The organism is Paenibacillus sp. cl6col (assembly GCF_900102125.1).
GTDB lineage: Bacteria > Bacillota > Bacilli > Paenibacillales > Paenibacillaceae > Paenibacillus_B > Paenibacillus_B suaedae.
This window is the reverse complement of record NZ_FNAZ01000003.1, coordinates 284,047-299,840: the sequence shown is the minus strand read 5'-3', so window position 1 is coordinate 299,840 and position 15,794 is coordinate 284,047. Positions and strand designations below refer to the sequence as shown.

Here is a 15,794-nt window from a genome sequence, read left to right as displayed (position 1 = left end):
CTGCTCTATGCCGATATATAAGATAGCTATTTGCAGAGGACGTGGGATGGACATGAATATATCACAATTGGTACGAAGTTTGGCTGGGGAGGCGAGACCCGGCGAGCAGCGTTCATTGGAACTAAAAACGGGTCAGGTCGTTCGTGCGACTGTAACGGAAGTGTCTGAAAACGGGCGCGAGGCCGTCGTATCAGTAAATGGTGTTCCTGTACGTGCAGTGCTGGATGCGCCGATGCAGCCAGGGCAAACGACGTGGATGCAGGTACAGGGGCAGCAGTCGGATGGATTGGTTATATTGAAACAGACGGAGGGCCCTTCTGTCGGCACATTGCCATCAATGGAAGAAGCACTCAAGCAATCTGGATTGCCGGATGAAGCATGGGCACGCCGCTTGCTGCAAGATTTACAGCGGGCTGGTTTGCCGCTAACGAAGGAGCTTGCAGCTAAGCTAAGCCAAGCGATGGCCTCGAAACCTCCTGGAGTGGCAGCATCGGAATGGATGCAAGCAGCAGGTCTTGCGCTTCGTCGGCAATTGCCGCTCACAGCAGATACATTAAGCGGTCTGCGGCAAGCACTGTTCGGCAAGCCGCTGACGGATATGCTTGCAGGATTTATGCGCGCTGGGGATGAGTCTCTGGTCTTGGGCAGCGGCTCTCTTGGCAGCAGCGGAGCCAATACTGGCAATGCAGGTACACTGTGGACACAACCGCTGCGCGAGGCACAAACACTCATACGTGCACTGCTTGCAGAGGGACTGCAAACATCAGGTCAGCAGGCTAACGGAGGAGCGGGGGCGGCTGCAATTGCGAATGGTGGCGCCACAAGTGCTCCTAGTGGTCAGTCTTCTGCCTCTCCTATGCCTGAGACACTTAATAGGAGTACTAGCGGCACGAGTATGGATCCGACATCAGCTGTGGGCAGAGGTGTCCAAAATGGAGAACAAGTACGATCTATCTCCCTTCAGAACGGCAATTTGGGCGGAAACGGTGCTTCAGGGACTGCTGGAGCTTCTGGAACATCATCTTCTCCTCAACCGATGGTTCAGAGTGGTGCATGGATTGGTAAAGTCCTTCAATTGCTCGGCGTGTCGCATGAACAGCAGGCTCATCGAGCTGCAGTCATGGAGCTGACTTCACAGCAGCCGCAGCAGACAGTGGGTGAAAATGGACAGCCGGCTGTTGGCGGCGGTGGTAGCACTGCTGCGGCATCAGGCAACTCAAGTGCATCAGGAAGTAGTGGACTAATGGGAAGCGGCAGTGGAAACACAGCACCGCAATTCGGGACTCCCGCACAGTCTGCAGCGGCAACTGTGCATGCTTCAGCATTGGCTGCGGATGATGCAGCAGCGGACAAAGCATCTGTTATGAATGGAGGAACGGGGCGCAGTGCAGCTTCTCAAGAAGTGATGTCTAGCGGGGCAGCAGCGAAGGCAGGGACGGCAGCGGCACCAGTTGTATCAGGGATGGCACAGCTGGATATGAACCACCTGACAGCCAGTGCAACACAGCAGGGAGCGGCAGTTGGAGAGTCGCTGAAGAGTGCCCTCCTTCAATTGCTGCAAGCGGATGGAGTCCCGCATGCACTCCGTGAGGCAGCCCAACAGCTTGTACAGCATGTCACCGGCCAACAGCTGCTGCTCGCGTCTGATCGCCAAGCTCCATTCTCCCATATTACATTGTTTGTCCCGCTTGTAACGCCGGAAGGCAAGCAAACTGCGGCCGTTCACATTCAATCCCGTCAGAGCAAGCGAGGAGAGCTTGATGCGGGCAATTGCCGACTCTGGTTCGATTTGAATATGAAGGTGCTCGGGCGTACGCTCGTAGATGTTCAAGTTGTAGATAATGCGGTTGCATTGCATATCCATCATGCTGATGAACGGCTTGGTGAATGGATGGATGGGTTGCGTGATGAAGCGGAAGAAGCACTGGAGCAAATCGGTTACCAGCTGTCCGCTTTCCGAACACTACCGCTTCCTGAGAAGCGTTCTGATGCAGGGTCAGTGCAATCTCCAGAAATCAGCATGGATGATTATGCCGCGAAGCCTTACAAGGGGGTGGACATGAAGATATGAATAACAAACCGTCTATCCCTCGACCAGCTTCCGTTGAGCCTGTACAGCCACCACCTAACTCGGGAACGAGTTATTGGAATCAGCAAGAAGCACGTCACGGTGTTAGAGAAGAGACGCATGCGTCTGCGAAGGCAGGTGGCGCCACACCACGCAAAAAGGCAGTTGCGCTTACTTATAATCCCGAACAAGGGGAAGCCCCAGTTGTTGTAGCTAAGGGACATGGTCAAATAGCTGATCGCATTCTCGAAAAGGCGAAGGAGAGCGGAGTCCCTATTCAAGAGGACGCTTCCTTAGTTGAAGTATTGTCTAAACTAGATATCGATCAGCAAATCCCACCAGCCCTTTATCAATTGGTTGCAGAGGTGCTCTCCTTTGTATATAAAGCGGATCAGCGAGCGGATAAGGGGTGGATCAATCGTGGAACGTAATCATCATGGGAAGGCATCACATAGGAACAATCAACAGATGTCATCAGCTGATGCGGGTAATCCACCTCATATGTCAGGTAGCCGGAAGAGCAGTGTGCCGATGAAGCTTAATCGTCGTGAGCGGGGAACTGAGGCAGAGCAGCTTGCGATTGTTTATTTAGAACGTAGAGGCTACCGCATTATTGATGTGAATTGGCGTTGTAAGTTAGGTGAGATTGATATTGTTGCGAACGATGGCGATGTGTGGGTGTTTGTCGAGGTTAGAAGCCGCACCGCGGGATTGCGTTATGGCGGTGCGGCAGAGGCAATCGATTGGCGCAAGCAGCGCAAGGTGCGAGCAGTGGCAACGGCATATATGCATCGACATCGCTTAGATGAGGTTCATATACGCTTCGATGCAGTAGCGATTACCTACTCGACGGATCATAGAACTCCACCCGACATTGAACTATTTCAGGGAGCATTCTAATCCGTTCATTCAAGCATGATTCCGCTTGTCCAATGTACGGTACTGGATCGCTTCCGCTACGTGTGCAACCTCGATAACTTCACTTCCTTCGATATCCGCGATCGTTCGGGATAGCTTCAAGAGGCGATCATGTGCTCGTGCACTCATGCCTAGCTGATCATAAGCCTGCTGCAGCATATTCTTCGCGTTATCCGACAAGCAGCAGTATGTCTTCAAATAAGAGCCTGAGAGCTCGCTGTTGAATTGGATATTCAGTCCTTCATAGCGCTGAGCTTGTACCCGTTGTGCTCGCATAACCTGCTTGCGCATCTCCTCGGAGCTTAGATTGTTGCTGGACCAATCGGAAATAGGGGAACGAGGTACTTCAACCTGAACATCAATCCGATCGAGCAGGGGGCCTGACAGCTTGTTTCGATATTGCTCAAGTCGTCCATGTGAACAACGACATTCTTCTGTACGGGAACCGGCATATCCACAAGGACATGGATTCATGGAGGCTGCCAGCATGAAGTGAGCAGGGAAACGGAAGACGGCGCGTGCTCTGCCGATGGTAACGCTTCGTTCTTCGAGTGGTTGGCGGAGCACTTCAAGCACTTGGCGCGGGAACTCGGGCAGCTCATCCAAAAAGAGGACGCCACGGTGAGCCAAGCTGATTTCACCTGGTTTCGGGATCGCACCTCCACCAATAAGTCCAGCAGCAGAGATGGAATGATGGGGGGAGCGGAAGGGGCGTGTCATCATTAGACCTATACCATAGTGGCTCCATTTCCCCGATACACTATAGATCTTGGATACCTCGAGCGCTTCAGCTTCATTCAGAAGCGGTAAGATTGTAGGAAGTCTCTTGATAAGCATTGTCTTGCCGGTGCCCGGAGGGCCGCTCAGCAGTACATTATGCATCCCTGCTGCTGCAACGATTAACGCACGTTTGACATGCAGTTGACCGTTTACGTCGGCGTAATCCTCCAAATTCCTTGCTACCGTTTCCTCCTTTTTCATTTCACTACTATCTCTGTCTCTCGCTTCTCGTGAAGCAATCGGCAAGTCATCTACACTGTGGATTTCCCGCAGCTCACTTAGATGGCGGAGCGGGAATACTTGGATTCCTTCTACCAGTAATGCTTCAGCAACATTGTCTGCAGGAACCATAACACGGGTGAACTTTCTTCGGCGCGCTTCGTCAACAAGAGACAGCACACCTGGAACCGCACGGGTAGAACCATCGAGTGCCAGCTCTCCAATGAGGAGCATATCCTCAAATGGCTGGTTTGGAATCTGTCCGCTCGTACATAACAGTCCTATCGCCATGGCGATGTCGAATGATGTCCCTTCCTTGCGCAGATCAGCAGGTGCCAAATTAATCGTGATCCGCTCTAGTGGGAACTTCCAGCCGCAATTGCGAACAGCGGCTCGCACTCGTTCAATGGATTCGCGAATGGCGGCATCGGGGAGGCCAACAATCGTCACCTGAGGTAGCCCGGGCGAAATATCAATTTCCACATGAATGAGTCTTCCTTCTACGCCGTACACAGAAGCACCCCATAAATTTCCGTACACAAAAAAACACCTCTCAATCGTTATTCTCAGCCGAAAACTGGAATACGAGGGAAAGGTGCTTCCTTATCTACACTCGTTATATAACTATAGCGTCTACGATAGCATTTATCAAAAAATCCGTAATTGCAATCTCCTCAATCTACTAATCTCCTTAATCTACCTAATATATTGGAACAGGCTTCTTGCAAGCAGATTAGGCGCAGGTAATAATTATTATAGCTGTAGGCAGTACTTGCGTCAATTTCGGCGGCGATTTCGAAGAGTTGTTCCCTATTAATCTCAAAATGAGATGATATCAATATCAAAAAAATGTACGTTCTTGACGAAAATGAGAGGAAAGCGTTTTAAAATCATGATACAATGTGTTCGGATTGTATATATTTTCCGTTATTGTGAGTAGCGGTGGCGAAGCGGCGGAAGCGGTTCCCCAATTTCACGGACGCGCCGCGAGGTGTAGTAACAGGAGCTAACTCATTATGCTTCTGCCCTACAACCTCGGCTTCGAATCGGAATAAGCCCATGAGGCTAACGATCGGATAGGGGGATGCACGATGAATATTCATGAGTATCAAGGCAAAAGTGTATTGAAGCAATATGGCGTTGCTGTTCCAGAAGGGAAGGTTGCTTTTACGGTGGATGAAGCCGTCCAGGCAGCTGAAGAATTGGGCACTCCCATTGTTGTCGTCAAGGCGCAAATTCATGCAGGCGGCCGTGGTAAAGCGGGCGGAGTGAAGATAGCGAAGAGCTTAGATGACGTGCGTACATATGCGACGGAATTGCTTGGCAAAGTGCTCGTGACGCATCAAACAGGTCCGGATGGCAAGGAAGTAAAGCGTCTGTTGATTGAACAGGGCTGCGACATTAAGAAGGAATATTACATTGGTGTAGTTGTTGATCGTGGTACAGGTCGCGTCGTGATGATGGCGTCTGAAGAAGGCGGCACGGAAATTGAAGAGGTTGCTGCAGCAACACCGGAGAAGATCGTGAAGGAAGTAATCGATCCTGCGGTCGGTCTGCAAGTCTTCCAAGCGCGCAAGCTCGCATATGCAATCAATATTCCTGCTGAACTGGTCAACAAGGCTGTTAAATTTATGGTTGCCCTGTACCAAGCATTCGTTGAGAAGGATTGCTCGATTGCAGAAATCAACCCACTCGTTATAACAGGTGAAGGCGAAGTTATGGCTTTGGATGCGAAGCTGAACTTTGACTCTAATGCACTGTATCGCCATAAGGACATTCAAGCACTGCGCGATTTGGATGAAGAAGACGAGAAGGAAATCGAAGCATCCAAGTTCGATTTGAGCTATATCGCCCTCGACGGCAACATCGGTTGTATGGTTAACGGTGCAGGTCTTGCGATGTCCACGATGGATATCATTAAATATTACGGTGGAGAGCCGGCTAACTTCCTAGATGTAGGGGGCGGCGCTACAACGGAGAAAGTAACAGAAGCATTCAAGATCATTTTGTCGGATGAAAATGTAAAAGGCATATTTGTAAACATCTTCGGCGGTATTATGCGTTGTGATGTCATTGCAAACGGTGTTGTTGAAGCTGCGAAGCAAATTGGTCTTGATCGGCCGCTCGTCGTCCGTCTGGAAGGTACGAACGTGGAGATCGGCAAGCGCATTCTGAATGAATCCGGATTGAATATTGTTGCAGCCGATTCGATGGCAGACGGTGCGCAGAAAATTGTCGCTTTGGTTCAATAATTCACGGACGAGAGGATGAGAGTCAATGAGTATCTTAATTGATAAACATACCAAGATTATTACACAAAATATGACGGGTGCTACAGGCATGTTCCATACAAAGGGCGGGCTTGAGTATGGCTCACAGATGGTAGCAGGCGCTGTCCCTGGCAAAGGCGGAACTACGGTTGACATTACGCTTGATAACGGTGAAGTGGTTACACTTCCTGTTTACAATACGGTAGTGGAAGCCAAGAATGCAACAGACGCAACAGCGAGTGTTATTTATGTGCCGCCAGCATTTGCAGCAGATGCGATTATGGAAGCAGTAGATGCCGATCTAGATCTGGTTATCTGTATTACAGAGGGTATTCCTGTATTGGATATGGTCAAGGTTAAGCGCTACATGGAAGGCAAGCGCACACGTCTTATCGGTCCGAACTGCCCGGGTGTCATCACACCAGGACAATGCAAGATCGGTATTATGCCGGGATATATTCATGCACCAGGTCATGTAGGCGTCGTATCCCGAAGTGGAACACTCACATATGAGGCTGTTCATCAATTAACAACGCGCGGCATCGGCCAATCTACTGCAGTTGGCATTGGTGGTGACCCGGTCAAAGGCTCTGAATTCATTGATATCTTGCATCTGTTCAATGAAGATCCAGATACACATGCTGTTATCATGATCGGTGAGATCGGTGGTACAGCTGAAGAAGAAGCAGCAGAGTGGATTCGTGATAACATGAAGAAGCCGGTAGTAGGTTTCATCGGCGGAGCGACAGCACCTGCAGGCAAGCGTATGGGTCACGCAGGCGCCATTATTTCAGGAGGCAAGGGAACTGCTGCTGAGAAGATTGCTACGCTGGAGGCTTGTGGTGTAAGAGTTGCGCCTACTCCTTCGGAAATGGGCAGCACGCTTGTTGCTGTACTTGAAGAGCGTGGAATGCTTGAGTCCTGCACGACGCATGTTGTGAATTCCTAATATTCAAAAGGTAAGCAACCTTTATTGCACGGAAACGTGTATAAAGGTTGCTTTTTTTTATTTTGTTAGCAAATTAAAGTTCTATGAATTTCAAAAACAATGGGTTGACACTTGCAATCTGTTAATATCTCAAGCAAAATAAGGGAAGCGGATTCGCGCTTCTCTAATGAAGGGAAAGAATGCGATGAGCAGATGGACTGAACGTCACATTTTATTTGCACTACATGAAGCAGAAGGAATTGGATGGCACACTATTCGTGACTTAATGGATAGAATAGGGCTATTGGGGCTGCCATGCTGGTTGGATCGATCTTCCTCGCAGTGGCAGGAATCTGGATTGAAGCCGAATGTGGCTGACAAGCTAGCTGCACAGTTTCGTTCCGACCGTCTCGAGCAGCGACTTGAGCTCACGAAGCGCAGCGGCATTGAATGGATAACGGCGCTTGATGAACAGTACCCATTATTATTGAAGGAAATCCCTCAATATCCTTGGGTGTTATATGGTAGAGGAGATTGGAAATGCCTCGGGGAAGCTTCCGTTAGTATCGTAGGTACACGAATGCCTACGTCATATGGCAAGAAGGTCGCAGCTACACTAGGGGAGCAGCTAGGACATATAGGGCTGCATGTGGTTAGCGGGCTAGCGAGAGGGATAGATGCATCCAGTCATGAAGGCGCTCTCAAGTATGGCAGAACGGTTGCAGTCATGGGGACGTCATTTGACCGAGTGTATCCACCCGAGAATCGAAGCTTGGCAGGAAGAATTGTAGAGAACGGAATTGTCATTACCGAGTATCCGCTCGGCATGAAGACGCACCCGGGAATGTTCCCACTTCGGAATCGAATTATTGCGGGGTTGTCTCTGGGAACAGTTGTTGTAGAGGCCAATTTGCGCAGTGGCGCCTTAATTACGGCGGACATGGCGTTAGAGTCGAATCGCGAAGTATTTGCCGTTCCTGGTCCGATTACATCTCCGAAGTCGGCAGGGACGTTGAAATTGCTGTACGAAGGCTCGGCTAAATTAGTTCGTTCGGCTAGTGATATTGTGGAAGAATTCAAAGGTTGGTTGACAACAATCCCTTCGTCGTACAATAATGAAACGGTCGACGCTATTGGGGAACAACCCCTAACTGATGAAGAGAAGCGCATTTATAAGCTCATTTGTGATCAAGACAGTACAATCGATGACTTAATGCAGCGCAGCAGTTCGACATTTGCGCAACTCCATGAAGTTTTGTTATCCTTACAATTAAAAAAACGAATCCGAGAAGGCCCGGGGGCCGTATATAGCTCGGAATGATAGTGCAGTATGCTGGAGAGGAGGATGCGCCTGTGGCGGATTCACTAGTAATTGTCGAGTCACCTGCGAAGGCCAAGACAATTGGAAAGTATTTAGGAAGCAAGTATATAGTGAAAGCATCAATGGGGCATGTTCGCGATTTGCCGAAGAGTCAAATTGGCGTTGAGATCGAGGACAATTTTGCACCCAAGTATATAACGATTCGCGGTAAAGGCAGCGTCCTGAAAGAATTGAAGGATGCTCGGAAAAAAGTAAAAAAAGTGTATCTCGCAGCTGACCCCGATCGTGAAGGAGAAGCGATTGCTTGGCATTTAGCACACGCTCTCGAATTGGATCAGTCAGAAGCTTGCCGAGTCGTATTTAATGAAATTACGAAGCAAGCGGTGAAGGATGCGTTCAAAACCCCGCGTCAAATCAATATGGACCTCGTTCATGCACAGCAAGCGAGACGTATCCTTGACCGTTTGGTCGGTTATAAGATAAGTCCGCTTTTGTGGAAGAAGGTGAAGAAAGGATTGTCGGCCGGACGCGTACAGTCCGTGTCCGTCAAACTGATCATCGACCGGGAAAATGAAATCAGCGCGTTCATTCCGGAAGAGTACTGGACCATTACAGCACGTTTGAATATGGGCAAGTCTTCATTCGATGCGAAGTTCTACAGTATCAATGGAGAGAAGAGAGAGCTTACGAGCGAAGCTGATGTGAATGAAATTCTTCATGCGATTAAGGGCAATTCATTTGTCGTCAGCGAAGTGAAAGAGAGAGAGCGTCTACGTCATCCTTCGCCACCGTTTACGACAAGCTCCTTGCAGCAGGAGGCTGCCCGCAAATTGAATTTCCGCGCAGCGAAGACGATGTCTGTTGCACAGCAACTATATGAAGGGGTCGACCTTGGCAAAGAGGGAACGGTAGGTCTCATTACGTATATGCGTACGGACTCTACGCGTATTTCCCAGACAGCTCAGGAAGAAGCGGGAGAGTTCATTAAGGGTCATTACGGCGATGAGTATATGCCTGAGACTCCGCGTCAATATGTGAAGAAAAATGCGAATGCGCAGGATGCACATGAAGCGATCAGACCTACATCCATAATGCGAACTCCTGACGAGATGAAGTCCTTCTTGAGTCGGGATCAGTTCCGCTTATACAAGCTGGTATGGGAACGGTTCGTGGCAAGCCAGATGACATCTGCCATTATGGATACGATGACCGTAGATATTAAGGTTGGAGAAACGATGTTCCGTGCGAACGGATCTAAAATCCGCTTCCCTGGCTTTATGAAGGTGTATGTGGAGGGCAACGACGATGGCACGGTTGAGGATGACAAGTTTCTGCCTCCGCTCACTGTTGGAGACAGCATGCAGACCGAACAGATTGAGCCGAAGCAGCATTTTACACAGCCGCCACCGCGTTATACAGAAGCTCGACTGGTCAAGACGCTAGAGGAGCTTGGAATCGGACGGCCGAGTACATACGCGCCAACACTGGAGACAATTCAGAAGCGCGGATATGTAGCGATTGAAGAGAAGAAGTTCGTCCCAACAGAATTGGGAGAGCTGATCATTCAACTCATGGAAGAGTTCTTCCCAGAAATTTTGGATGTCGAATTTACCGCTCACATGGAAGAGGATTTAGACCATGTCGGTGAAGGACAGCAGGATTGGGTCAAGGTACTTGCGGATTTCTATGAATCCTTCGAGAAACGACTGCTTGTAGCGGAAGAGGAAATGAAGGAAATCGAAATCGAGGATGAAGTGTCCGATGAGATTTGTGAGAAATGCGGACGTCATTTTGTATACAAGATGGGTCGGTTCGGTAAATTCCTGGCATGCTCAGGCTTCCCGGATTGCCGCAATACACGCCCGATTGTAAAAGATACCGGTGTTACTTGTCCGAAGTGCCACGAAGGCAAGCTCGTTGAGCGCCGCAGTAAGAAGGGACGTGTCTTCTATGGATGCGACCGCTACCCAGAATGCGATAATGTGATGTGGGATCGCCCTTCTGCTAAGCCTTGTCCTTCGTGCGGAAGCTTGATGATTGAGAAACGGAGCAAGCAAGGAACGAAGCTAATCTGCACAAGCTGTGATCATAATGAGCAGGTGCAAGAAGATTCAGATGATGAATAAGGAGCTGCTGGCATACACATAAATGAACGTGACCATGCTGTGGGATGTCAGGCTTCGCTGCTGTAATTCTTGTGCTATCTTCACAAGTTTACAGTCTGAATTACGATAATAAAGGTTAGCTCTGCATCGCGGCTGCTTATTCAAGGAGCCGCGATCAGTGCTTTTGCATACAACTGAGGGGGATATCAACAAATGAATCAGCCTAGAGTAACCGTCATTGGTGCAGGATTGGCGGGGAGCGAGGCGGCATGGCAAATTGCACAGCAAGGCGTGCCTGTCACACTATATGAAATGAGACCTGTCAAACAGACTCCAGCTCACCATAGCGGACGGTTTGCTGAACTGGTGTGCAGCAACTCGCTGCGAGCAAATGGATTGAGCAATGCAGTAGGTGTATTGAAGGAAGAAATGCGCTACATGAACTCATTGATTATGAGCGCAGCTGATAAACATGCTGTACCAGCAGGTGGAGCATTGGCGGTTGACCGTGAAGGCTTCTCGGATGAGATTACGAACACGCTGAAGGAGCATCCACTAGTTGAGGTGCGCAACGAGGAAGTTGCGGATATTCCTGAAGATGGTATTACTGTCATTGCGACAGGTCCTTTGACATCCGAATCGTTATCCGCACGTATTAAAGAATTGATGGGTGAGGAGTACTTCTACTTCTACGATGCGGCAGCGCCTATCATTGATAAAGATACAATCGATATGAACAAGGTATATTTGGCTTCTCGTTATGATAAGGGTGAAGCTGCATATTTGAATTGCCCAATGAATGAAGAAGAGTTCAATGCGTTCTACGAGGCGATTATTACAGCAGAGAAAGCTGAACTGAAGACATTCGAGAAGGAAGTTTACTTTGAGGGCTGCATGCCGATTGAGGTCATGATGAGCCGCGGCAAACAGACAGCTCTGTTCGGGCCAATGAAGCCAGTAGGTTTAGTTGATCCGAATACAGGCAAGACGCCGTTTGCTGTTATTCAGCTTCGTCAGGATAATGCAGCAGGCACACTGTACAATATGGTTGGCTTCCAGACTCACTTGAAATGGGGAGAACAGAAGCGGGTGTTCCGCATGATTCCTGGTTTGGAACAAGCCGAATTTGTACGTTATGGCGTTATGCACCGCAATACGTTCGTTAACTCACCGAAGCTGCTCGAACCAACTTATCAATTCAAGGGCCGACCATCCTTGTTCTTTGCTGGTCAGATGACAGGGGTAGAAGGTTATGTGGAATCTGCAGCATCGGGATTGATTGCAGGATTGAATGCAGCACGGTATGCGGCGGGCAATTCATGTCTTGTATTGCCGCAGCAAACGACATTAGGAAGCATGGCGAATTACATTACCACTGCGGACTTTAAACATTTCCAACCTATGAATGCGAACTTTGGCTTGTTCCCGCCGCTGGAGACTCGTATTCGCAACAAAAAAGAAAAGAACGAAGCCATCGCACATCGTGCGCTTGATACGCTGCGTGCATTTCAGGAAGAGCATGGCATCCACATCAAATAATTGGTGAAGCGTAAGGAAGCAGCGGCCGTTTTGTGCATGTCTGGTTCCTTTGCGCGTTCATAAGGCAGGAGGCTTGGTAGAGTGGAATATTCATTTCATGCAACAACGATTTGTGCGGTAAGACATAATGGTGCAGCTGCGATTGCAGGCGACGGTCAGGTGACCTTTGGCAACAACATGGTGATGAAGCAGCACGCACGCAAGGTTCGCCGCTTATATCGCGGTCAGGTAGTCGCTGGATTTGCAGGCTCGGTAGCGGATGCGATTACATTGTTCGAGAAGTTCGAAGGCAAGCTGGAGGAGCATCACGGCAATCTGCAGCGCGCAGCAGTCGAGCTTGCGAAGGACTGGCGTCAAGATCGTGTGCTTCGCAAATTAGAAGCATTGATGATTGTAATGGATGCGACCCATATGCTGCTTATTTCGGGTGGAGGAGAGATTATTGAGCCTGATGACGATGTCATCGCAATCGGATCTGGTGGATCATTTGCACTTGCTGCTGGACGCGCTTTGAAACGACATTCTCCGAATATGACAGCCAAAGAAATGGCGGAAGCTTCACTTCAGATTGCAAGTGAAATCTGTGTATATACGAATGACAATATTGTGGTTGAACAAATTTAATAGCCGTATGGCAGCCGGAGCGGAGGGATAGTAATGAATCAGCAAGCGTGGACACCGCGACAAATCGTTACTGAATTGGATAAGTATATTGTTGGTCAGAAGAATGCGAAGCGTGCCGTTGCGATTGCACTGCGCAACCGATATCGCCGTGGACTGCTTGATGAGAGCATCCAAGATGAGATCGTTCCGAAAAATATCTTAATGATCGGGCCTACAGGTGTGGGGAAGACGGAAATTGCCCGTCGCCTGGCTAAGCTTGTTCATGCGCCATTTGTTAAAGTGGAGGCGACGAAATTCACCGAAGTGGGTTATGTCGGTCGAGATGTCGAATCCATGGTTCGAGATCTGGTAGAAACATCGATTCGAATGGTGAAGCTGGAGCGTACAGAGAAGGTGAAGGACAAAGCAGAGGAAATGGCAAACGAGCGTATTGTCGAATTGCTAGTCCCTACACCTCAATCGAATAAGAATGGCCGTAACCCGTTTGAGATGTTGTTCGGCCAGAGCAACAACCAGGAACAGGCATCTCCTGAGAAAGAGCCAGACCCAGGCATTCAAGAGAAACGCCGCAAAGTACGTTTCGAATTGTTGTCCGGACAGCTCGAGAACGATATGATTGAAATCGACGTGGAAGAGAATACACCGAGCATGCTTGATTTCCTGTCTGGCCAAGGTAATGAGCAGATGGGCATGAACATGCAGGAGATGTTCGGTAATCTGCTGCCTAAGCGCATGAAGAAGCGCAAGCTGACGATTAAGGAAGCACGCAAAGTTTTAACACAAGAAGAAGCGGGTAAGTTAATTGATATGGACGATGTTACTCAGGAGTCCATTCGACGTGCAGAGCAATCCGGCATCATCTTCATTGATGAGATCGACAAGATTGCTTCCAGCGGACGGGGAGGTTCTGGCCCGGATGTATCCAGAGAAGGGGTACAGCGAGACATTCTGCCGATCGTAGAAGGCTCAACCATTATGACCAAGTATGGGCCTGTAAAAACAGACTATGTGTTGTTTATTTCAGCAGGTGCCTTCCATATCGCCAAGCCGTCTGATCTTATTCCCGAATTGCAGGGACGATTCCCGATTCGTGTCGAATTGAACAATCTGTCGCTGGATGACTTCGTGTCCATCTTGACGGAGCCGAAAAACGCATTGACGAAGCAATATGTCGAATTATTGAAGACAGAGAATATTGAAATACAATTTTCGGATGAAGCAATCCGGGAGATTGCCAATATTGCTGCAACGGTGAATCAGAACATGGAGAATATCGGGGCAAGGCGCCTTCATACGATCATGGAGAAGCTGCTCGAAGACTTGTCTTTCGAGGCGCCAGAGCTGACATTGGAGACATTTCAGATTACACCGGAATATGTACGTGAAAAACTAGCAGATATTTCTCAGAACCGGGACTTGAGCCAATATATATTGTAGTATAATCCGACAAAGTGTGACAATTGTTATTGAGATATAGACCAGTCAAAATGTTCGACAAACTATTTAGAAAAAGCCCTGACTTTCGGACGAAAGATAGGGCTTTTTTCTTATTGTGTTATAACCCAAAGTTTAAGATGATAGGTATGGCGTTAATTATCTTCTTCTGTCATAAAATTAACAAATTGAATGAATAATCGCGAATCATGCACATGCGTCCTTCGACTTATGCACAAAAACAAATATTTTGTCGAAAAAAAGAAGGAGAAACGTCAAAGTAAATGGTATAGTAATATAGTCAAAATTTTAAACAACGAAAAGGAGGGGTTATTGTGGATTTATTGAATGGCGTTCATATGTCGCGCCTGGAAGGTGCCATTCAAACTTCTGTAGCGAGGCAGAATGCGATTTCAAATAATATTGCGAATGTCGATACGCCATATTTTAAGCGTTCGGAAGTGCAATTTGAATCTCTCCTGAGAGATCAGATGGAGGGCGGGTCTCTGGTAGGTCGCCGAACGAATGAAAAGCACTTTTATATTGGGCCTTCTCAATCAACGCCGTCCATGCAGGTGATTCGCGACCAAGCTACCGTGATGGGCAATAATCGCAACAACGTCGACATGGATCGGGAAATGACGATGCAGGCGGAAAACCAGTTGCGCTACAACACCTTTATACAGCAGCTTAACCATCATATTAATATGATGCGAACATCAATGGATGTTAGGAGGTAATCGATAGTTATGAAGATTAGCAACAGTTTTCAAATTAGCTCGTCCGGTTTAACCGCTCAAAGATTGCGCATGGATGTCATCTCCTCCAATATCGCGAATGCGGAGACGACGCGTGCACAGTATGTGAACGGGAAGTTCGTACCTTACACTCGCAAGGTTGTCGTCATGTCACCGACAGAGCCGACTTTTCAACAATCCTTTGAAGCTGCGATGAAGGGTGAGCCGACATCAAGAGGGGTTAAGGTATCCCAAATTAAAGCGGATAATTCGGCCTTCAAGATCGCATACAATCCGACACATCCGGATGCAGATGAGAATGGTTATGTAACGATGCCTAACGTCGACATAGCGAAGGAAATGGTCGATATGATCTCAGCAACTCGATCATATGAGGCGAATGTGACAGCACTCAATGCTTCCAAATCGATGGTTATGAAGGCGCTCGAGATCGGCAAGGGATAATTTCGCTATTTTTCGACAAAAATCTGCCGAACCATTCGGATAAGGAGGGAAAAGAGTGATTCAGAATACAATGCTCCCAATACATATGGCTCAGCCGGCCACGTCTTCTACGGCCGCAGCAGGGCTGAAGCAGAATTCACCAGCAGAAGTGACAAAGTCTTTCGGCACTTTCTTTGCAGATGCACTCCAGCAACTTGAAGGACAAGAGCAGCAAGTCCAGACGATGAATGACAAGTTTATACTGGGTGAAGTTGATGTCGATCAACTCATGATCGCCTCAGAGCGTGCGCTACTCGGCATGCAGCTGACTACTCAAGTGCGCAATAAGGTCGTTGAAGCGTATCAGGATATTATGCGCATGCAGTTATAACAGCGTGATGTCTTAC

General features: G+C 48.6%; 13 protein-coding genes and 1 pseudogene. 13 read left to right on the top strand and 1 reads right to left on the bottom strand.

The window, feature by feature from the left end; translation table 11 throughout:
* Nucleotides 1-52: 52 nt before the first annotated feature.
* The 3 genes and pseudogenes from BLS15_RS09330 (at nt 53) to BLS15_RS09320 (ending at nt 2,968) form a co-directional block, all read left to right on the top strand.
* On the top strand, nt 53-2,071 hold the full coding sequence (locus BLS15_RS09330) for a hypothetical protein (protein ID WP_021256570.1): 2,019 nt from the start codon (nt 53-55) through the stop codon (nt 2,069-2,071).
* A 152-nt stretch (nt 2,072-2,223) separates the two neighbouring features.
* Nucleotides 2,224-2,499, top strand: a pseudogene (locus tag BLS15_RS29425) (EscU/YscU/HrcU family type III secretion system export apparatus switch protein); the annotation flags it as partial.
* Nucleotides 2,489-2,968 (top strand): YraN family protein, encoded by a 480-nt coding sequence (locus BLS15_RS09320; RefSeq protein WP_021256568.1) that lies wholly within the window; start codon nt 2,489-2,491, stop codon nt 2,966-2,968. The pseudogene BLS15_RS29425 and the gene BLS15_RS09320, both read left to right, overlap by 11 nt.
* A 9-nt stretch (nt 2,969-2,977) precedes the next feature.
* Here BLS15_RS09320 and BLS15_RS09315 read toward each other — a convergent pair whose 3' ends face one another.
* Complete coding sequence (locus tag BLS15_RS09315; RefSeq protein WP_021256567.1) at nt 2,978-4,525, bottom strand: YifB family Mg chelatase-like AAA ATPase; 1,548 nt, start codon at nt 4,523-4,525, stop codon at nt 2,978-2,980.
* A gap of 551 nt (nt 4,526-5,076) precedes the next feature.
* Between BLS15_RS09315 and sucC the strand changes: the two genes are divergently transcribed.
* The 10 genes from sucC (at nt 5,077) to fliE (ending at nt 15,778) form a co-directional block, all read left to right on the top strand.
* Nucleotides 5,077-6,237 (top strand): ADP-forming succinate--CoA ligase subunit beta, encoded by a 1,161-nt coding sequence (gene sucC, locus BLS15_RS09310; RefSeq protein ID WP_028531206.1) that lies wholly within the window; start codon nt 5,077-5,079, stop codon nt 6,235-6,237.
* Nucleotides 6,238-6,262: 25 nt separating this feature from the next.
* Complete coding sequence (sucD, locus tag BLS15_RS09305) at nt 6,263-7,204, top strand: succinate--CoA ligase subunit alpha (RefSeq protein WP_021256565.1); 942 nt, start codon at nt 6,263-6,265, stop codon at nt 7,202-7,204.
* A 184-nt stretch (nt 7,205-7,388) separates the two neighbouring features.
* Nucleotides 7,389-8,504 (top strand): DNA-processing protein DprA, encoded by a 1,116-nt coding sequence (gene dprA / locus BLS15_RS09300; protein WP_090511574.1) that lies wholly within the window; start codon nt 7,389-7,391, stop codon nt 8,502-8,504.
* A gap of 32 nt (nt 8,505-8,536) precedes the next feature.
* Complete coding sequence (gene topA, locus BLS15_RS09295; protein WP_090511272.1) at nt 8,537-10,630, top strand: type I DNA topoisomerase; 2,094 nt, start codon at nt 8,537-8,539, stop codon at nt 10,628-10,630.
* A gap of 192 nt (nt 10,631-10,822) precedes the next feature.
* A complete protein-coding gene (gene trmFO / locus BLS15_RS09290) occupies nt 10,823-12,148 on the top strand; it encodes an FADH(2)-oxidizing methylenetetrahydrofolate--tRNA-(uracil(54)-C(5))-methyltransferase TrmFO (RefSeq protein ID WP_021256562.1) in 1,326 nt (441 codons plus the stop codon).
* An 81-nt stretch (nt 12,149-12,229) separates the two neighbouring features.
* Complete coding sequence (gene hslV, locus BLS15_RS09285; RefSeq protein ID WP_021256561.1) at nt 12,230-12,772, top strand: ATP-dependent protease subunit HslV; 543 nt, start codon at nt 12,230-12,232, stop codon at nt 12,770-12,772.
* Between the two features lie 33 nt (nt 12,773-12,805).
* Nucleotides 12,806-14,209 (top strand): ATP-dependent protease ATPase subunit HslU, encoded by a 1,404-nt coding sequence (gene hslU / locus BLS15_RS09280; protein ID WP_090511267.1) that lies wholly within the window; start codon nt 12,806-12,808, stop codon nt 14,207-14,209.
* A 332-nt stretch (nt 14,210-14,541) separates the two neighbouring features.
* Entirely contained in the window at nt 14,542-14,946 is a 405-nt protein-coding gene (flgB, locus tag BLS15_RS09275; RefSeq protein WP_021256559.1) for a flagellar basal body rod protein FlgB, read from the top strand.
* 9 nt (nt 14,947-14,955) lie between these two features.
* Nucleotides 14,956-15,408 carry a flagellar basal body rod protein FlgC gene (gene flgC / locus BLS15_RS09270; protein WP_021256558.1) on the top strand — a complete coding sequence of 151 codons (453 nt, stop codon included), beginning with the start codon at nt 14,956-14,958 and terminating at the stop codon, nt 15,406-15,408.
* Between the two features lie 55 nt (nt 15,409-15,463).
* On the top strand, nt 15,464-15,778 hold the full coding sequence (fliE, locus tag BLS15_RS09265) for a flagellar hook-basal body complex protein FliE (RefSeq protein ID WP_021256557.1): 315 nt from the start codon (nt 15,464-15,466) through the stop codon (nt 15,776-15,778).
* The last annotated feature ends 16 nt before the right edge of the window (nt 15,779-15,794 follow it).